The 15,139-nt window shown below is 71.8% G+C and carries 14 protein-coding genes; 5 read left to right on the forward strand and 9 right to left on the reverse strand.

Going from position 1 to position 15,139, the window contains the following annotated elements:
• Positions 1-269 (forward strand): PucR family transcriptional regulator (locus ACTWQC_RS35065; RefSeq protein WP_443319913.1); only part of this gene is annotated, 269 nt, incomplete at its 5' end.
• A 165-nt stretch (positions 270-434) separates the two neighbouring features.
• Positions 435-785 (forward strand): DUF779 domain-containing protein, encoded by a 351-nt coding sequence (locus ACTWQC_RS35070; RefSeq protein WP_443319914.1) that lies wholly within the window; start codon positions 435-437, stop codon positions 783-785.
• A gap of 52 nt (positions 786-837) precedes the next feature.
• Here ACTWQC_RS35070 and ACTWQC_RS35075 read toward each other — a convergent pair whose 3' ends face one another.
• From ACTWQC_RS35075 to ACTWQC_RS35115, 9 genes are all read right to left on the reverse strand, one after another.
• Positions 838-1,689, reverse strand: a complete 852-nt coding sequence (locus ACTWQC_RS35075; protein WP_443319915.1) for an LLM class flavin-dependent oxidoreductase — start codon at positions 1,687-1,689, stop codon at positions 838-840.
• Between the two features lie 232 nt (positions 1,690-1,921).
• Positions 1,922-2,116 carry a hypothetical protein gene (locus ACTWQC_RS35080; RefSeq protein ID WP_443319916.1) on the reverse strand — a complete coding sequence of 65 codons (195 nt, stop codon included), beginning with the start codon at positions 2,114-2,116 and terminating at the stop codon, positions 1,922-1,924.
• Positions 2,117-2,231: 115 nt separating this feature from the next.
• Positions 2,232-3,101: a phosphatidylinositol-specific phospholipase C/glycerophosphodiester phosphodiesterase family protein gene (locus ACTWQC_RS35085; RefSeq protein ID WP_443319917.1), complete on the reverse strand. Its 870-nt coding sequence runs from the start codon at positions 3,099-3,101 to the stop codon at positions 2,232-2,234.
• A 282-nt stretch (positions 3,102-3,383) separates the two neighbouring features.
• A complete protein-coding gene (locus ACTWQC_RS35090) occupies positions 3,384-4,541 on the reverse strand; it encodes an acyl-CoA dehydrogenase family protein (RefSeq protein WP_443319918.1) in 1,158 nt (385 codons plus the stop codon).
• Positions 4,538-5,743 (reverse strand): acyl-CoA dehydrogenase family protein, encoded by a 1,206-nt coding sequence (locus tag ACTWQC_RS35095; protein WP_443319919.1) that lies wholly within the window; start codon positions 5,741-5,743, stop codon positions 4,538-4,540. The genes ACTWQC_RS35090 and ACTWQC_RS35095 overlap by 4 nt, the downstream gene beginning before the upstream one ends.
• Before the next feature lie 28 nt (positions 5,744-5,771).
• Positions 5,772-6,755 (reverse strand): NADPH:quinone oxidoreductase family protein, encoded by a 984-nt coding sequence (locus ACTWQC_RS35100; protein WP_443319920.1) that lies wholly within the window; start codon positions 6,753-6,755, stop codon positions 5,772-5,774.
• A gap of 50 nt (positions 6,756-6,805) precedes the next feature.
• The gene (locus ACTWQC_RS35105) at positions 6,806-7,357 is read right to left on the reverse strand and encodes a hypothetical protein (protein ID WP_443319921.1); all 552 of its coding nucleotides are present in this window, start codon (positions 7,355-7,357) and stop codon (positions 6,806-6,808) included.
• Positions 7,358-7,544: 187 nt separating this feature from the next.
• Positions 7,545-8,873: a M64 family metallopeptidase gene (locus ACTWQC_RS35110; protein WP_443319922.1), complete on the reverse strand. Its 1,329-nt coding sequence runs from the start codon at positions 8,871-8,873 to the stop codon at positions 7,545-7,547.
• 219 nt (positions 8,874-9,092) lie between these two features.
• Positions 9,093-10,421: an alpha/beta fold hydrolase gene (locus ACTWQC_RS35115; RefSeq protein ID WP_443319926.1), complete on the reverse strand. Its 1,329-nt coding sequence runs from the start codon at positions 10,419-10,421 to the stop codon at positions 9,093-9,095.
• 189 nt (positions 10,422-10,610) lie between these two features.
• Between ACTWQC_RS35115 and ACTWQC_RS35120 the strand changes: the two genes are divergently transcribed.
• From ACTWQC_RS35120 to ACTWQC_RS35130, 3 genes are all read left to right on the forward strand, one after another.
• Positions 10,611-11,993 (forward strand): helix-turn-helix domain-containing protein, encoded by a 1,383-nt coding sequence (locus ACTWQC_RS35120; protein WP_443319923.1) that lies wholly within the window; start codon positions 10,611-10,613, stop codon positions 11,991-11,993.
• Between the two features lie 187 nt (positions 11,994-12,180).
• Positions 12,181-13,590 carry a family 2B encapsulin nanocompartment shell protein gene (locus ACTWQC_RS35125; protein ID WP_443319924.1) on the forward strand — a complete coding sequence of 470 codons (1,410 nt, stop codon included), beginning with the start codon at positions 12,181-12,183 and terminating at the stop codon, positions 13,588-13,590.
• Positions 13,591-13,642: 52 nt separating this feature from the next.
• On the forward strand, positions 13,643-15,073 hold the full coding sequence (locus ACTWQC_RS35130; protein WP_443319925.1) for a family 2B encapsulin nanocompartment shell protein: 1,431 nt from the start codon (positions 13,643-13,645) through the stop codon (positions 15,071-15,073).
• The last annotated feature ends 66 nt before the right edge of the window (positions 15,074-15,139 follow it).

Raw genomic sequence — 15,139 nt, forward strand, 5'->3', positions numbered from 1 at the left:
GGCAGCGTTTCACCGAGCTCACCCGCACCATGGACGCCTACTTCGACACCGGTGGCAGCCCGAGGTACGCGGCCGAGAAACTGCATGTGCACCCCAACACCGTCGTCCGCCGGCTGGAGCGGATCAGCGAACTCCTGGGCCCCGAATGGCAGAAGCCGGAGCGCGCACTCGAAGTCCAGCTCGCGCTCCGGCTCTCCCGCCTACGGCATGTGCTGAAGGACCGCTATTCACCCCTCGCCCTCGACGAAGCCCATGATCAGGCCGTGTGACTCGACTCAACGCTTCTCCGGACACCGCCCCTTCCTCATGCAACCACCTCGCAACGTGTCAGGGAGTTAGCTGGGTCAGCGCCCGAAGACGACTCGGCGAGCATGATCGGTCAAGAGAGGGGCAGCACGTGTACCGCCAAGAGACGAAGAACCTGCGCCCCCGCGATGACTGACGTCCCGCGCGTGGAACTGACGCCTGCGGCCGCTGAACTGGTGCGGCAGCTGTGGGCGGTCCACGGACCGCTGATGTTCCACCAGTCGGGCGGCTGCTGCGACGGCAGTGCGCCCATGTGCTACCCCGCGGGTGAGTTCCGCACCGGCAACTCCGACGTGCTGCTGGCCGAGCTGAGTGTCGACGAGTCCGGCGAACCGGTGCCGTTCTGGATGTCGGCAAGCCAGTACGAGCGCTGGAGCCACACCCGTCTCATCGTCGACGTCGTACCGGGCCGGGGCAGCGGCTTCTCCCTCGAGGCACCGGAGGGTGTGCGCTTCCTGATCCGTTCCCGGGTGCTCTGACGCCGGAACGGGGGAGCCGGGCGGCCCTGCGGCCACCCAGCGCCCCGTTTCGTCAGAAGAGCGCGTCGGCGAGGCGCTCGATCTGGTCCGGGTCCGAGGACCAGCAGTACAGCATCACTTCGTCGGCACCCAGACCCGTGTACGCGGTGACTGCGCCGCGGATCTGCTGCTCCGTGGTGAGCAGCCCGTTCACGAGGTGTTCGGTGTAATCATTCGATCCGTAGTAGTCGCGGATGTTCTTACGCGCTTCGTCGACGCATCCGTCCGGGCCGAGGGCGGCGTTGACCTGGGCGAGGAGCCGGGGGCGGCCCGAACGCCCCGCCCTCTGCCAGGACTTTTCCACGTCGCGGAAGAGCCGGTCGATCAACTCGGGAGAGATCGCGGCGCCGAGGAAGCCGTCACCCCAGCGTGCGACCCGCTCGATCGCGGCCGGCGCGAATCCGCCGAACAGTACCTCGGGCCCGCCGGGGCGTACGGGTGCGGGCCCGATCGGCCCGACGCCCTCGCCGTAGGACTCACCGCTCCAGGCGCGCCGCAGGAGGGCCATCTGCTCGTCGAGCCGGCGTCCGCGGCGGCGGACGTCAACTCCCGTGGCCAGATAGTCGTCCTCGCGTCCGCCGAGCCCGATGCCGAGGGTGAAACGCCCGCCGGACATGCGGTCGAGCGTGGCGCTCTGCTTGGCGAGCACGGCGGTGTCGCGGACGGGTGCGACCAGAACCTCGGTCTGCACACGGATCCGCGAGGTGGCCCCGGCGAGGGCAGCCAGGGTGACCAGCGGTTCGGGATTGTCGTAGACCACGCGGTCGAGCAGGCCGAGGGTGGTGAAGGGGCCGGAGTCGGCGCGCCGCGCCCAGGTCAGCAGCACAGCGGGGTCGTTGATGGGAAGGCCGAGGCCTACGTTCATGGGACAGACACTCCTACGGAAGGGCATACGGAACCGATGCCGCCCCTCCGTCGCTGCGCACGATGCGTGCGAGCGTGCTCCCGTTCTGCGGCGTACTTCTCGGGAAGCGAGTCCTTTAGAGTGCGGCCACTCTACAGGGATACCGGAGCCCTTGTTCGTGGAGATCACCAACTCGCCCGACTGCCTGGGCCGATGGCCGTCAGGGGAACGGTGTCACGGTGCCAGGGGAGGATCAGGGGCGGACGCTGCTGACCACTTCCGCAGTCGCCGCGAGGCCGTCCGACAGGGTGGGGGCGAGGCTGGATCCGGCCAGGCAGAAGCCGAGCAGCATGCAGACCACGGCATGGGTGAACTTCAGTGCACCATTGCGCACGAAGACGATGGTCAGGATCACGAGCAAGAAGACGAGTGAGATCGAAATGGCCATGGCGACGAACCTCCTCGGCCGCGGGCGGACGGTGCGGCGATCGGCCCAAAGTGTGGCGTATCGCGCGCTCCGTCCCGGCCGTTCAGGCTCCGCCGAACGGGTGATTGACTCCCTGTCACCGCCGAGGCTGGTCGTGGGTGCTGAGGAACCGCTCCAGCCCCGCCAGGTCATCGGTGTTGATGTGATCGACACTCGCCGCCAGGAGCTCGTGCCAGACGGCCTCGCGGGCCGGGCCGATCGCGTCGGGTGTCGCCCAGAACCGCACGCGCTGACGCTCCGCGTGAGCGGCGGAGACGATCTCGTGCAGCGTCGCGCGCTCCTCGGCGGGCATCGGGCCCACGCCCTGCCAGCTGAAACTGAGCGTCCAGTTGGTGCTGATGAGCGGGATGAAGGACGCCGGGACACCGGTGCCCAGGTCGTCGAGACGGCCGTCGTAGAAGGCGTACCGCAGATGCTGCGCCTCCATGGGGGCGCGGGCGGCCCGGTCACCCGAGATGACGGGCGTCACGGCTCCGGTGCGGACGCGGCCGTCGGCGGCGTAGCTCAGGATGGAGCGGTAGCGGCGCAGCCTGCGGTGGAGTTCGAGGTACGTCGCCTCGCCGGTGTTCTTGATGTCGATGAGCAGCTGCAGCGGTATCCGGTACCCCTGGTAGACCGAGCCGTGGTTGGCGCGTACTCGGGCGAGCAGCGGGTCGAGGTAGAGCGACTCGAGGGTGCGCTCGGGGGTGAGGTCGTCCAGGTCGTGGCCGACGAGGAGTTGGCCGTCGATCAGCCAGATGTCGGCCTCGACGCTGGTGAAGCGGTGCGCGAGGGCGTCGGCGAGGGGGCGCGGGTGCTCGTAGTCGTTGTGTGCGTGCGCCCGGCGCAGCGGCACCGGGTGGTCGGTGGCGTCTGCCACCGCCCAGGCGTGCGAGGGGGAGGCGAGCGTGCTCGCTACGGCGGCGCCGAGGGACGCGACGACAGTGCGGCGAGTGGGACTGAACACGAGGTCTCCCGGGGGAATTGCGCGGCGGACGTCGGGGGCGCGCGAGGGGGCGGAGCTACGTCACGTGAGCGAGTACGTGACGTAAGGGAGTATCGGTTCAGCACCGCCGTATCAATCGCGGTCCGCGAAGAGTTGCGTCGACCGACGTCCGCGCGTCGCCTGCCGCTCGACCTGGCGTTCCTTCGTGAACGGGCCTTCCCCGTCATGAAACCGCCGGTCCTTCTCCCCGCAGCTGCGGGGAGAAGGACCGGCGGGTGAAAGGCGCCCCGGCCCTCAGTCCCGTCAGGCCCTGGGGGCGGGCAGGTCGGCGAGGTCGGCGAGAGACGACCGGTGGCGACCCGGCGTGCCGAGGGCCAGCTCGTCCGCCTTGGCCCGCTTCAGATAGAGATGCGCCGGATGCTCCCAGGTCATTCCGATGCCGCCGTGCAGTTGCACGCACTCCTCGGCCGCCCGTACCGCAACCTTCGAGCATGCGGACTGGGCGACCGCGACCGCCACGAGCGCGTCCGCGCTGCCCGTCGCAAGCGCGTCCGCCGCGTAACGGGCCGCGGCGCGCGCCGAGACGAGCTCCAGCCACAGCCGGGCGAGCCGGTGCTTGAGCGCCTGGAAGGAGCCGACGGGCCGGTTGAACTGGTGCCGCTCGCCGGTGTAGCGGACGGTCTCCGCCAAGCACCACTCGGCCAGGCCCAGTTGCTCCGAGGCGAGCAGCCCGGCCCCGGTGAGCAGGGCCCGCCTGACGGCGGCCTCGGCGGCGTCGGGTCCGGCGAGCCTGCGCGCCCGCACGCCGGCGAGCGCCACCTCGGCGACGGGCCGGGTCAGGTCGAGGGACACCAGCGGCGTGATGGTGACTCCGGGCGCCGCGGCCTCCACCACGTACAGCCCGTACCCCTCCGCGCCCTGGGCCGGTACGAGCAGGACGTCGGCGCCGGCCGCGTCCGCGACACCGCCGGTGCGGCCCTCCAGCGTCCCGTCCTCCGCGACCCGCACGGTCGCCGGGAGCGCCGTGCCCGGCGCGGTGGACAGCGGCAGCGCGAGCGTGCCCACCTTCCGGCCTGCGGCGAGCGCGGCCAGCAGCCCGGCGACTTCGCTGTCGTCGGCGTCGCAGCCGAGCAGGGCCTCGACGGCGAGCACAGCGCTCGTCAGATACGGCACCGGGGCGGCGCTGCGGCCGAGCTCCTCGAGGACGACGGCGGCCTCGCGCGCGGTGGCGCCCTGGCCGCCGAGCTTCTCCGGGACGAGCAGCCCGGCCGTGCCGATCTCGGACGCGAGGGCCCGCCACAGGTCCGGGTCGTACGGCCGCCCGCTCTCGATCCCGGCGAGTACGGCGGGGGCGTCGCAGCGGTCGGCGAGCAGGGACCGTACGGCGGCGCGCAGGTCCTCCTCGGCCTCGGAGTACAGCAGGTCCGGCGCGGCGGTCGTGGCCGCCTCGGCTCCCGTCATCGGGCGAGCTCCTTCCACGGGATGTCCTTGTCGGTACGCGGCTCGGGCGGCAGGCCCAGGACGCGTTCCGCGACGATGTTGAGGAGCACCTCGGTGGTGCCGCCCTCGATGGAGTTGCCCTTGGCCCGCAGATAGCGGTAGCCGGCGTCACGCCCCGCGAAGTCCACGCCCTCGGGGCGGCGCAGGGTCCAGTCGTCGTACAACAGGCCCTCCTCGCCGCGGAGCTCGACTTCCACGCCGCTGATCTCCTGGTTGAGGCGGGCGAAGGCGAGCTTCATCGCCGAGCCCTCAGGGCCCGGCTGACCGGCCACGAGCTGCTGCCGCAGCCGCTCCCCCGCGAGCCGGGCCGCCTCCGCCTCGACCCACAGCTCCAGCACCCGCTGGTGCAGGTCGTGGGTGCGCAACTCCGGGCGCTCGCGCCACTTCTGGGCGAGGAGCCCGATGAGGCCGCCCTCGCGCGGCACGCGGCCGCCGCCGATCGCGACCCGCTCGTTCATCAGCGTCGTCTGGGCGACCCGCCAGCCGTCGCCCACCTCGCCGAGCCGGTGGCTGTCGGGGATCCGTACGCCGGTCAGGAAGACCTCGTTGAACTCGGCCTCGCCGGTGATCTGGCGCAGCGGCCGCACCTCGACGCCGGGGTCGGTCATGTCGCAGACGAAGTACGTGATGCCGCGGTGCTTGGGCAGGTCCGGGTCGGTGCGGGCGATGAGGATGGCCCAGCGGGCGACGTGCGCGCCCGAGGTCCACACCTTCTGCCCGTCGACCACCCAGCCGTCCCCGTCCCGTACGGCCCGGGTGGCGAGCGCGGCCAGGTCCGAGCCCGCGCCGGGCTCGCTGAACAGCTGGCACCACACCTCCTCGCCCAGCCACAGCGGGCGCAGGAACCGTCGCTTCTGCTCCTCGGTGCCGTAGCGCAGGATCGTGGGCGCGGCCATGCCGAGGCCGATGCCGATGCGGTGCGGATCGTTGTCGGGTGCGTCCGCGGCCTCCAGCTCGGCGTCCACGACGGCCTGGAGGGCGCGCGGGGCGTCGAGCCCGCCGAGCCCGGCGGGGAAGTGCACCCACGCGAGCCCGGCGTCGAAGCGGGCCTGCAGGAATGCGGCCCGGTCGGTGGTGGCGGGGTCGTGGGCGGCGAGCAGGTCGGCGACCCGGCGGCGCAGCCCGTCCGCATCGGGGGCGGTCGTGGCCTCGGTACGTGCCATGGCGCGGCTCCTTCCGGTGGGTGCTGGGTCAGTTGGGGGTGATGACGACACGGCCGGTGGTGGTGCCGTCGGCGACCCGCTGTACGGCGTCGGCCGCCCCGTCGAGCGGCACGCGCTCGCTGACCAGGGGCTTGATCGCGCCCTGCGCGGCCAGCTTGGTCAGCTCCTCGTGGCAGGCCCGGACCGCGGCCGGGTCGTGGGTGTTGTAGAGCCCCCAGTGCAGGCCGACGATCGAGTAGTTCTTCACCAGGGCGTGGTTGAGCCCGGGGGTGGGGATGGCGCCGCTCGCGAAGCCGACGACGAGGACCCGGCCCTCGAAGGCGATGCACTTGACGGACTTGGCGTACGCGTCGCCGCCGACCGGGTCGTAGACGACGTCGGCGCCCCGGCCGCCCGTGGCTTCCTTGACCGCGGCCACGATGTCCTCCGTCCGCCGGTCGATCACAAGGTCGCAGCCCAGTTCGCGGGCGATGCGCGCCTTGTCCGCGCCGCCCGTCACGCCGATGACCGTCGCGCCCGCCGCCTTGCCGAGCTGCACGGCGGCGCTGCCCACGCCGCCCGCGGCCGCGTGCACCAGCAGGGTCTCCCCCGGCTGGAGGTGCGCGCGGCGGTGCAGCCCGAACCAGCCGGTCTGGTATCCGATGTGCAGGGCGGCGGCCTCGGCGTCGTCGAGCGCCTCGGGCGCGGGCCGTACGGCGGCGGCGTCGGCGACAGCGTACTCGGCGAAGCCGCCCGTACCCGGCGGAGGCTGGGCGATGACCCGGTCCCCGACCCGGCCCTCCGCGCCCTCCCCGAGGGCGACGACCTCGCCGCAGACCTCGACGCCGGGGGTGAAAGGCAGCGGCGGACGGACCTGGTACTGGCCGCGGCAGAGCAGCGCGTCCGGGAAGTTGATGTTCGCCGCACGCACCCGCAGCAGCAGCTGCCCCGGCCCGGCGACCGGATCCGGCACCTCTTCGAGGCGCATGACCTCGCGGGGTTCGCCGTTCTCGTGGACTCGCCATGCCTTCATCCGGTGGCCTCCGCAACCGTGGGTGGGTGTTCCGCCTCGCTCGTCGCATACTAAGCGGTCGCTCGGCCGCGCGGAACAGCCCCGGAGGCGTTTTTCCGGACGAGCCCGGGAAACGGCGTCAGAGCGGCGTCAGGACTGGGCGGCGCCCCCTCCGTGCCCTGCTCCCCGGCGGCGAGTGTGCAGGCGAGCTCGCCGTCCCTGACGTCGCAGACGACCGTGTCGCCGGGGTTGACGGCTCCTTCGGGCAGCAGGTTCGAGAGCCGGTTGTCCAGCTCGTTCTGGATCGTGCGGCGCAGCGGCCGCGCGCCGAATGCAGGCTGTCCGCGGTTCGCCGGCCACTCCTTGCCGTCTCGGTGATCTCGAGGCCGATCTGCTGCGCGTGCAGCCTGCGGCGGCTGCGCTCGAGCAGCAGATCGACGATCCGGATCAACCGAGGGGATGTGCTCGGGGCCGATGTACGAGGAGCCCACCGCCCGCGAGCGCCCGTGGGCGGCGAGCAGGGCCCGTTCGGCGGCCGGTGTCAGAGCCGGCTCCCCGGTCCCGGTGCCGGTGGGCAGCTGGTCCTGCAGGTCCCCCGCCGGCTGGTCCGGATCGACGCCCACCTGTCTCAGCAGATGCCGGGCGGTGCCACCTGGGTGGCGGTCCACAGCAGGTGCGCGGTGGCGAGATCGGAGCCGTCCTGGGCCGCGCGGCCGCCTGCAGCCGCGAGCAGCTCGTGCGAGGAGTCGCTGAGGAGGCGAGCGCAGCAGGTCAGGCAGCGGTCAGCGGTCAGCGGTCAGCGGTCAGCGGTCAGCGGCCCACGGTCCAGGTGATCGAGCCGGTCAGCACGGCGCGCAGCGCAGGGTCGCGCACGGCGCTGGTGGGGTCGTGCGCGGTGGCGGTGAGGCGGTGCGTGCCCTTGTCGTGCGGCCGTACGAGCCGCCCGACCTCGGCGGTGGGCTCGCCCCGCAGGCTCCTGATCTCCTTGCCGTCCAGGTACCAGCGCAGCGAGACGGGCCGCTCCGCGCCGGTCAGCCGCGGCACCCGCACGGTGACGCTGTCGGCGCGGGTGATCACGCGCTGCGTACCCGTGTTGCTGGTGAGCGGCTTGGCGTGCCGGTAGAACCCGGCGATCATCGCCTCGCGGCCGACGGTGTTGAACTCCCGGCCCAGCGTGCGCATGATCGAGTCCTCGCTCGGCCGGTACAGGCCGCGCGGGTAGTACCCGGCGCCTTCGAAGGCGCCGATCGTCCCGCCGTCCGGGGTGGGCTCGCCGAGCCAGCGGTACCACTTCGCCTGCCGGTCGGCGAGCTCCGTGGCGGTGTACGTGGTGGTGTTGACGTCGGCGGGCTCGGCCCCGGTGTACTCGCCGTACTCGGGGTAGAAGTACTCGTCCGCGAGCTTGCCGAGGGAGTGGCCCGTCTCGTGCACCGCGACCTGGCCGGACTGCTCGTTGCCGCCGGAGACCGTGGCGATGCCGTCGTAACCGAGCTGGGAGGAGACGTCGTTGTAGCCCGCGCCGCCGTACTTGGTGCTGTTGGAGACGACGATGACGAGGTCGGCTTCGGGGGCCTTGGCGGCGTAGCTCTCGACCTTGCCGGTGTCGACGCACAGCAGGCGCTCGATACCGTCGCACCAGAAGTAGCTGTGCAGGGCGGTGTCCCTGACGACGTCCTGGGAGGGGTCGCCGGAGACGCCCGACTCCCGCGAAACCGCGTCGACCGCCCAGACGTTGAAGAGGTCCTGGTAGGTGGTGTACGGCTCGACGCCGGTGATCTCCTGCCACTTCTCCTTCGCGTCGGTGTGGAACTGCGGGAGCTCGCCCTCGGTGTAGCCGTCGCCGATGACGACGACATCGAGTTTGTCGGCGGTCGGGCCGTTCTCGACGATCGGGGTGACGTCGCCGTCGCCCGCGACGCGACCCTCGCCGCGGGTCAGGCGCTCGGGGGCCGCGGCGGGGACCTCGGTGTGGCGCGGGTGGCCGGTCGGTGAGGTGAAGTACTCGACGTGGCGGGTCTCGTGGGTCTCGTGGCTCGGCCGGCTCTGCGCGGACCGCACAGCGGCCGCCCCGGAATCCGGGGCGGCCGCGAGGGAAACGGTGGCTGCGAGGAGGCCTGTGAAGACGACGCCGGCTGCCATGCCGGCTCTGCGTATGTGCACCACTGCAATCCTCCAGGTGGGGGGTGGACGGTGCCGATAAGCGCTTGGGTAAGCGCGCTTAATCAGCCAGTCAACCTAGAGGGCGCCGTCAGGCAGGGCAATGGGCAGGCGCAGACGGACTGGTGAGGAGACGTCAGGTGAGGGCCTGCTGCGACTCGCGGACGCGGCGGTGTCGCCCTTCGCCGTGGGACTCCCCTGTCAGACCTCGTCGCGGGCGAGCGCCAGCAGCCGGTCCAGAACGCGGGTACCGCCGGTCCGCACGCCGTCGTGCTCGAACTCGTCGGTGACCCAGGTGCGCAGACCCCCGATCGTGCGCGCGGTTTGCAGTGCATGGCCGGTGTCCACGTACATGTCGTCGTGGTAGACGGCCGCGGCGACGGGGACCTCGTTCGCGGCGAGCCGCCCCGCGTCGTACAGCCGGGTCCAGCCGGTGCGCCCGGCGAGCAGCTCGGCGGTCTCGCGCAGCGGGCGCAGCGCCGGGTCGGCGTCGAGCATCCAGGGGTAGACCATCTCGCCGGTGAACAGGAGGGGTTCGCCGTTCGCCAGCGCACGGTCGGCGTCGAACTGCGGGAACTCGGCGCGGACGCGCTGGGCGGCCCAGGCCGTCGGCTCGTCGCCCTGGGCGTAGATCGCCTCGTGCAGCAGGGCGTAGAGCGGGTTGGCGGCGTACGAGAGCACCGCCCTGGCGCCCTCGAGGAAGGCGTCGGAGAGGCGCGGGCCCAAGGGGGTGCGGACGAAGGCGTGCTCGATGAGGTAGTGCAGCCGGTGGGAGCCGCCGGCCCCGCCGAGCTGGTGGCCCAGGGCCTGGAATGCCTCGACGGTGAAGCGGTAGCCGCCGGGCAGTTCCGTGGGGTGCTCGCGCAGGTGGGCGGCGATGCGCCGGGCGGTCTGTGCATCCTGCGGGTAACGGGCGTAGTGCGCACGGGTCTTGCGCTCGACGCGCGGGTACGCGGCGCGGTAGACGTCGTCCGCGGCGGCGTCGAGCGAGGGCAGCCCACCAGTGATCAGCGCGGTCCGCAGTGCCTCGTGGGCGGTGGAGAGGTAGTGCACGGCGCAGAAGCCGCCGAAGCTCTGGCCGAGCACGGTCCACGGCGCGCCGCCGGTCAGCCGGAGTCTGATCCATTCGCAGTCCTGCACGATCGCGTCGGCGCGGAACAGGGCGAGGTAGCCGGCCTGTTCCCGGGGGCCGCCGCGCAGCGGCAGGGTCTGCCGGTCGGCCGGGGTCGAGCGGCCGGTCCCCCGCTGGTCGAGCAGCAGCACCCGGTACTCCTCGACGGCGCGGCCCACCCAGTCCGTGGCGCCGACGGGCCGCCGGGCGCCGAAGCCGGGCCCGCCCTCGAGGTAGAGCAGCCAGGGCAGTTCCTTCTCCTGCTTGCCCGGGGCCACGACTTCGCGGGCGAAGATCTCGATCTGCTCGCCGCCGGGGTCGGTGTGGTCCAGCGGGACCTCGAAGGTGTGGTCGGTGAGCACCAGGCCGGGCTGGCGGTAACTGGTCACGTGCGCTCCTGTCGGCTCGGTCCCGCCCATGGCCATTAAGGCCATAGTTAACTAGCCTTAACACACGGATCAAGCCACTGGCTCGCCGCCCCAGCCGGGGGCGCGTACGAGCGGCTGGGACGCGAGCGAGCCGCAGAGCACGCCGCCCCGCGCCGGAGGGGCCGACGGATTCGGTGGCCGCACGGGTCCGGGCGAGCACGAGCAAGGGGGCACGGACCGATGGCGACCAGCAGTACCGCCAAGGGCGAGGAGCGGGCGGCGGAAACCGGCGGGATCGGGCGGCGCGTGCAGCGGTTGCGCGCGGAACTCGGTCTGACCCAGCGCCAGTTGGCCGAGCCCGAGTACACCGCCGCCTACATCTCGACCCTCGAGTCCGGCAAGGTCCGCCCGTCCGAGACCGCTCTCCGCTTCCTCGCCGCGCGGCTCGGTGTCAGCGTCGACGAGCTGTCCACGGGACGTCCCGCCCACCTCGCCACCGACCTGCGCATACGGCTCACCGACGCCTGCCAGATGCTCGGCGCCGGGGACGCGGCGGACGCCGCTGAGCTGCTGCGGGAACTGCTGGCCACCGCCGAGGAACACGGCTTCCAGGAGGAGCGGGCCGACGCCCTGGTCGCGCTCGGCGACTGCGCCCTGGATCTGGGCGAGCTCGCCGAGGCGCGGGACAGCTTCGAGGCGGCGGAAGAGCTACTGGCCGGGGAGCCGCTGCCGCGCCGGGTCGCGGCCATCCGGGGACGGGCGGTGGCCCACCTGCTCACGGGCGAACTCCGCTACTCCTGCTACCTGCTGGAGTCCGCCATCGACGATCTCAACCGCAGCGGCCTGCACGACCCGGACGCGCTGGTACTGCTGCACAGCGCCGCCATCGCCCCGTACATGGACATGGGCGCCTATGCACGCGCGGCGCAGAGCGCCGAGCTGGCCCTCTCGCTCGCGCCGAGCATCAGCGACCCGGCGCTGGTGGCGCGGATGCACCGGGGCGTGGCCCGCGCCATGATCGCCGAGGGGCGGACCGCGGAGGCCGAGGCCTCGCTGGCCAAGGCCCAGGAACTGTACCGGCAGTTGCACATCCGCACCGAGCTTGCGCACTGCCACTGGATGCGCGGGTACGTGCGCGCCCAGGCGGGCGATCTGGAGGGCGCGGAGGCCGAGTTGCGCACGGCCAGGGACATGCTGGCCTCCAAGCGCGCCCAGTTGTTCACTGCGCAGGTGGATGTGGAGCTGGCCGACGTGCTGCGGCGGCTCGGCCGCCGCGAGGAGGCGGCCGAGCTGCTGTCCGGCACGCTGGACTCTCTCGGTGCCGCGCTCGGGCCCGAGCGGGGCGCCGTACACGCGGCGGGCGCCCACCGGCTGCTCGGGATGATCGCCGACGAGGACGGAGCCGGCGAGGACGCAGAACTGCACTACTGCCAGGCGCTGTCGCTGCTCGAGCACTCCGGCGCGGCCGGTGACCTGGCCGACATCTGCCGGCTGCTGGGCGATCTGCTGCGCCGCGAGGGCCGGATCGAGGCTGCGCTCGACGCGTACCGTACGGGGCTCGGGCACCGCGCGGCGCCCGGCACGACCACGCTCGGCACAGGTCCAGCGCAGCCGTCGTACTGAGGGCCGGGCACCCCGCTCCTGGTGCTCCGGCAGCCACCGCCCCGCACACGGCATTTCCTGGCAATTCCCAGGCCAACCCACCCATTTGAGCGATTCCAGCGGTCCTTTGCATGCTGATATTTTCGCTGTCGGTGCCGGTGAATTGGGCACCCGGCATTTTTCTCCTTCAGAGATGGGTGGCGTCTTTATGACCACGTCGGTGGAGTCCACTTCTGCCGCATCGGACGGTCAGCCGCAGCTGAGCCTGAGCACGGCTGCTGCGCGCAATCTGGCGACAACAACCAAGTCCGTACCGCAAATGCAGGGCATCAGCTCCCGGTGGCTGCTCCGCCTGCTGCCCTGGGTCCAGGTACCCGGCGGCACCTACCGGGTGAACCGCCGGCTCAGCTACACGGTCGGGGACGGCCGCGTCGAGTTCGTCACCACCGGCGCCCAGGTCCGGGTCATCCCGCCGGAGCTGTGCGAGCTCCCGCTGCTGCGCGGGTTCGAGGACACGTCCGTGCTCGAAGCCCTCGCCGCCCGCTTCGTCCAGCGCGAGTACGCGGCGGACGCGCTGATCGCCGAAGCCGGCCGCCCGGCCGACCACCTCTACCTGATCGCCCACGGAAAGGCGACCAAACTGGCCCCGGGCAAGTACGACGGGGACGCCGTCGTGGGCGTGCTGGCGGACGGCGACCACTTCGGCGACCAGGCGCTCGCCGCACCCGAGGGTGAGTGGGACCACACCCTCAAGGCCGCCACGGCCTGCACCGTGCTGGCCCTGCCGCGGCAGGTCTTCAACGAGGTGGCGGCCCGCTCCCCGGCCCTGCGCAGCCATGTCACGCGCGACCCCGCGATCCCGCACCAGCGCCGGAACGGCCACGGCGAGGCCGACATCCACCTGACCTCGGGGCACACCGGCGAGCCGCCCATCACGGGCACGTTCGCGGACTATGAACCGGCTCCGCGCGAGTACGAGCTGAGCCTCGCCCAGACCGTGCTCCGCGTGCACAGCCGGGTCGCCGACCTCTACAACGAGCCGATGAACCAGGTGGAGCAGCAGCTCCGGCTCACCGTCGAGGCGCTGCGCGAGCGCCAGGAACACGAGCTGGTCAACAACCGGGAGTTCGGGCTGCTGCACAACGCCGATCTCCGGCAGCGCATCCGCACCCGCACCGGGCCGCCCACCCCCGACGACCTCGACGAGCTGCTGGCCACCGTCTGGAAGGACCCGGGGCTGATCCTCGCCCACCCGAAGGCCATCGCGGCCATCGGCCGGGAGTGCAACCGCCGCGGCGTCCACCCGGACTCCGTGGACCACCAGGGCCACTCCATCCCGGCCTGGCGCGGCGTGCCGATCTTCCCGTGCGGCAAGATCCCGGTCACCCAGGAGCGCACCAGCTCGATTCTGGTGCTGCGCACGGGAGAGGCGAGCCAGGGGGTCATCGGCCTGCATCGCACAGGTCTCGAGGATGAATACCAGCCGGGCCTTTCCGTGCGTTTCATGGGCATCAACGAAAAGGCCGTCATTTCCTATCTGGTAAGCGCCTATTATTCCGCGGCCGTTCTCGTCCCCGACGCTCTCGGAATTCTCGAGGACGTCGAAATCGGCAATTGACAGCCGGGACCGTTATCAGCTCGTATCGCATAGGAATGGGTGAAGTTCTCCGATGACCACGTCAGTGGAAACGACCGTCTCCGAGGACGGGCAGCAGCCGACTCCGCAGGTTCCGCAGCAGAGCCTGGCGACGGCCGCAGCACGGAATCTGGCGACCACGACCAAGTCCGTCCCGCAGATGCAGGGGATCTCCTCCCGGTGGCTGCTGCGCGTGCTGCCGTGGGTCCAGGTCACCGCGGGCACGTACCGGGTGAACCGGCGGCTCACCCACACTCTGGGGGACGGCCGCGTCGAGTTCGTGACCACCGGTGCCGAAGTCCGGGTGATCCCCGCCGAGTTGCGTGAACTGCCGCCGCTGCGCGGTTTCGACGACAGTGAGGGGCTGGCGGCGCTCGCCGACCGGTTCATGCAGCGGGAGGTGTCCGCGGGCGAGGCGATCGTGGAGGCCGACAGCCCGGCATCCGAGGTCGTCCTCATCGCGCACGGCAAGGCCGACAAGCTGGGCACCGGCAAGTACGGCGACCGTACGGCGCTGGGCGTGCTCGCGGACGGCGACTACGTCGGCGAGTCCACGCTCACCGGGGACGGCGGCAACTGGCCGTTCACCGTACGGGCGGTCACCTCCTGCACCGTGCTCGTCCTGCCGCGCGCGTCGCTCGAGGAGGTCACCGCCCGTTCCGCGGCGCTGCGCGCGCACCTGGAGGAGTTCAGGGCCGCGCCGCAGCTGCCGCAGAACAGGCACGGTGAGGCGGCGATCGAGCTGGCCTCCGGGCACGCCGGAGAACCGGACCTGCCCGGCACCTTCGTCGACTACGAACTGACACCGCGCGAGTACGAGTTGAGCGTCGCGCAGACCGTCCTCCGGGTGCACAGCCGCGTCGCCGACCTCTACAACAACCCGATGAACCAGGTGGAGGAGCAGCTCCGGCTCACCGTCGAGGCGCTGCGCGAGCGCCAGGAACACGAGCTGATCAACAGCCGCGAGTTCGGCCTGCTCCACAACGCCGACCTCAAGCAGCGCATCCACACCCGCACCGGGCCGCCGACGCCCGACGACCTCGACGAGCTGATCTCACGGCGCCGCAAGACGCAGTTCCTGCTCGCGCACCCGAGCACGATCGCCGCGTTCGGCCGGGAGTGCAACCGCCGGGGCATCTACCCGCAGGGCGTGGACTTCCAGGGGCAGCACGTCCGCGCCTGGCGGGGCATCCCGCTGCTGCCCTGCAACAAGATCCCGGTCACCGAGCATCGCACCAGCTCGATCCTGGCGATGCGCACGGGTGAGGCCGACCAGGGAGTCGTCGCGCTGCACCAGACCGGCATCCCCGATGAGGTCCAGCCGGGGCTCAACGTGCGGTTCATGGGCATCAACGAGAAGGCGGTCATCTCGTACCTGGTGAGCGCTTACTTCTCGGCGGCCGTTCTCGTGCCCGATGCGCTCGGCATCCTCGAGGACGTGGAGATCGGCCACCACGAGGGGTGACCGGCCTAGGGGTGGGGTGAGTGCCGTGGGGGGGGGGGGGGGTCTGGAGGAAATCTCCACCGTCGC

The organism is Streptomyces sp. 8N616 (assembly GCF_052246385.1).
In the GTDB taxonomy this organism is placed as follows: Bacteria; Actinomycetota; Actinomycetes; order Streptomycetales; family Streptomycetaceae; genus Streptomyces.

Excerpts from the sequence above, each read along its gene's own strand:
- ACTWQC_RS35070 (WP_443319914.1), top strand. The coding sequence starts at position 435 with ATGACTGACGTCCCGCGCGTGGAACTGACGCCTGCGGCCGCTGAACTG.
- ACTWQC_RS35075 (WP_443319915.1), bottom strand. The coding sequence starts at position 1,689 with ATGAACGTAGGCCTCGGCCTTCCCATCAACGACCCCGCTGTGCTGCTG.
- ACTWQC_RS35080 (WP_443319916.1), bottom strand. The coding sequence starts at position 2,116 with ATGGCCATTTCGATCTCACTCGTCTTCTTGCTCGTGATCCTGACCATC.
- ACTWQC_RS35090 (WP_443319918.1), bottom strand. The coding sequence starts at position 4,541 with ATGACGGGAGCCGAGGCGGCCACGACCGCCGCGCCGGACCTGCTGTAC.
- ACTWQC_RS35095 (WP_443319919.1), bottom strand. The coding sequence starts at position 5,743 with ATGGCACGTACCGAGGCCACGACCGCCCCCGATGCGGACGGGCTGCGC.
- ACTWQC_RS35100 (WP_443319920.1), bottom strand. The coding sequence starts at position 6,755 with ATGAAGGCATGGCGAGTCCACGAGAACGGCGAACCCCGCGAGGTCATG.
- ACTWQC_RS35110 (WP_443319922.1), bottom strand. The coding sequence starts at position 8,873 with ATGGCAGCCGGCGTCGTCTTCACAGGCCTCCTCGCAGCCACCGTTTCC.
- ACTWQC_RS35115 (WP_443319926.1), bottom strand. The coding sequence starts at position 10,421 with ATGGGCGGGACCGAGCCGACAGGAGCGCACGTGACCAGTTACCGCCAG.
- ACTWQC_RS35120 (WP_443319923.1), top strand. The coding sequence starts at position 10,611 with ATGGCGACCAGCAGTACCGCCAAGGGCGAGGAGCGGGCGGCGGAAACC.
- ACTWQC_RS35125 (WP_443319924.1), top strand. The coding sequence starts at position 12,181 with ATGACCACGTCGGTGGAGTCCACTTCTGCCGCATCGGACGGTCAGCCG.
- ACTWQC_RS35130 (WP_443319925.1), top strand. The coding sequence starts at position 13,643 with ATGACCACGTCAGTGGAAACGACCGTCTCCGAGGACGGGCAGCAGCCG.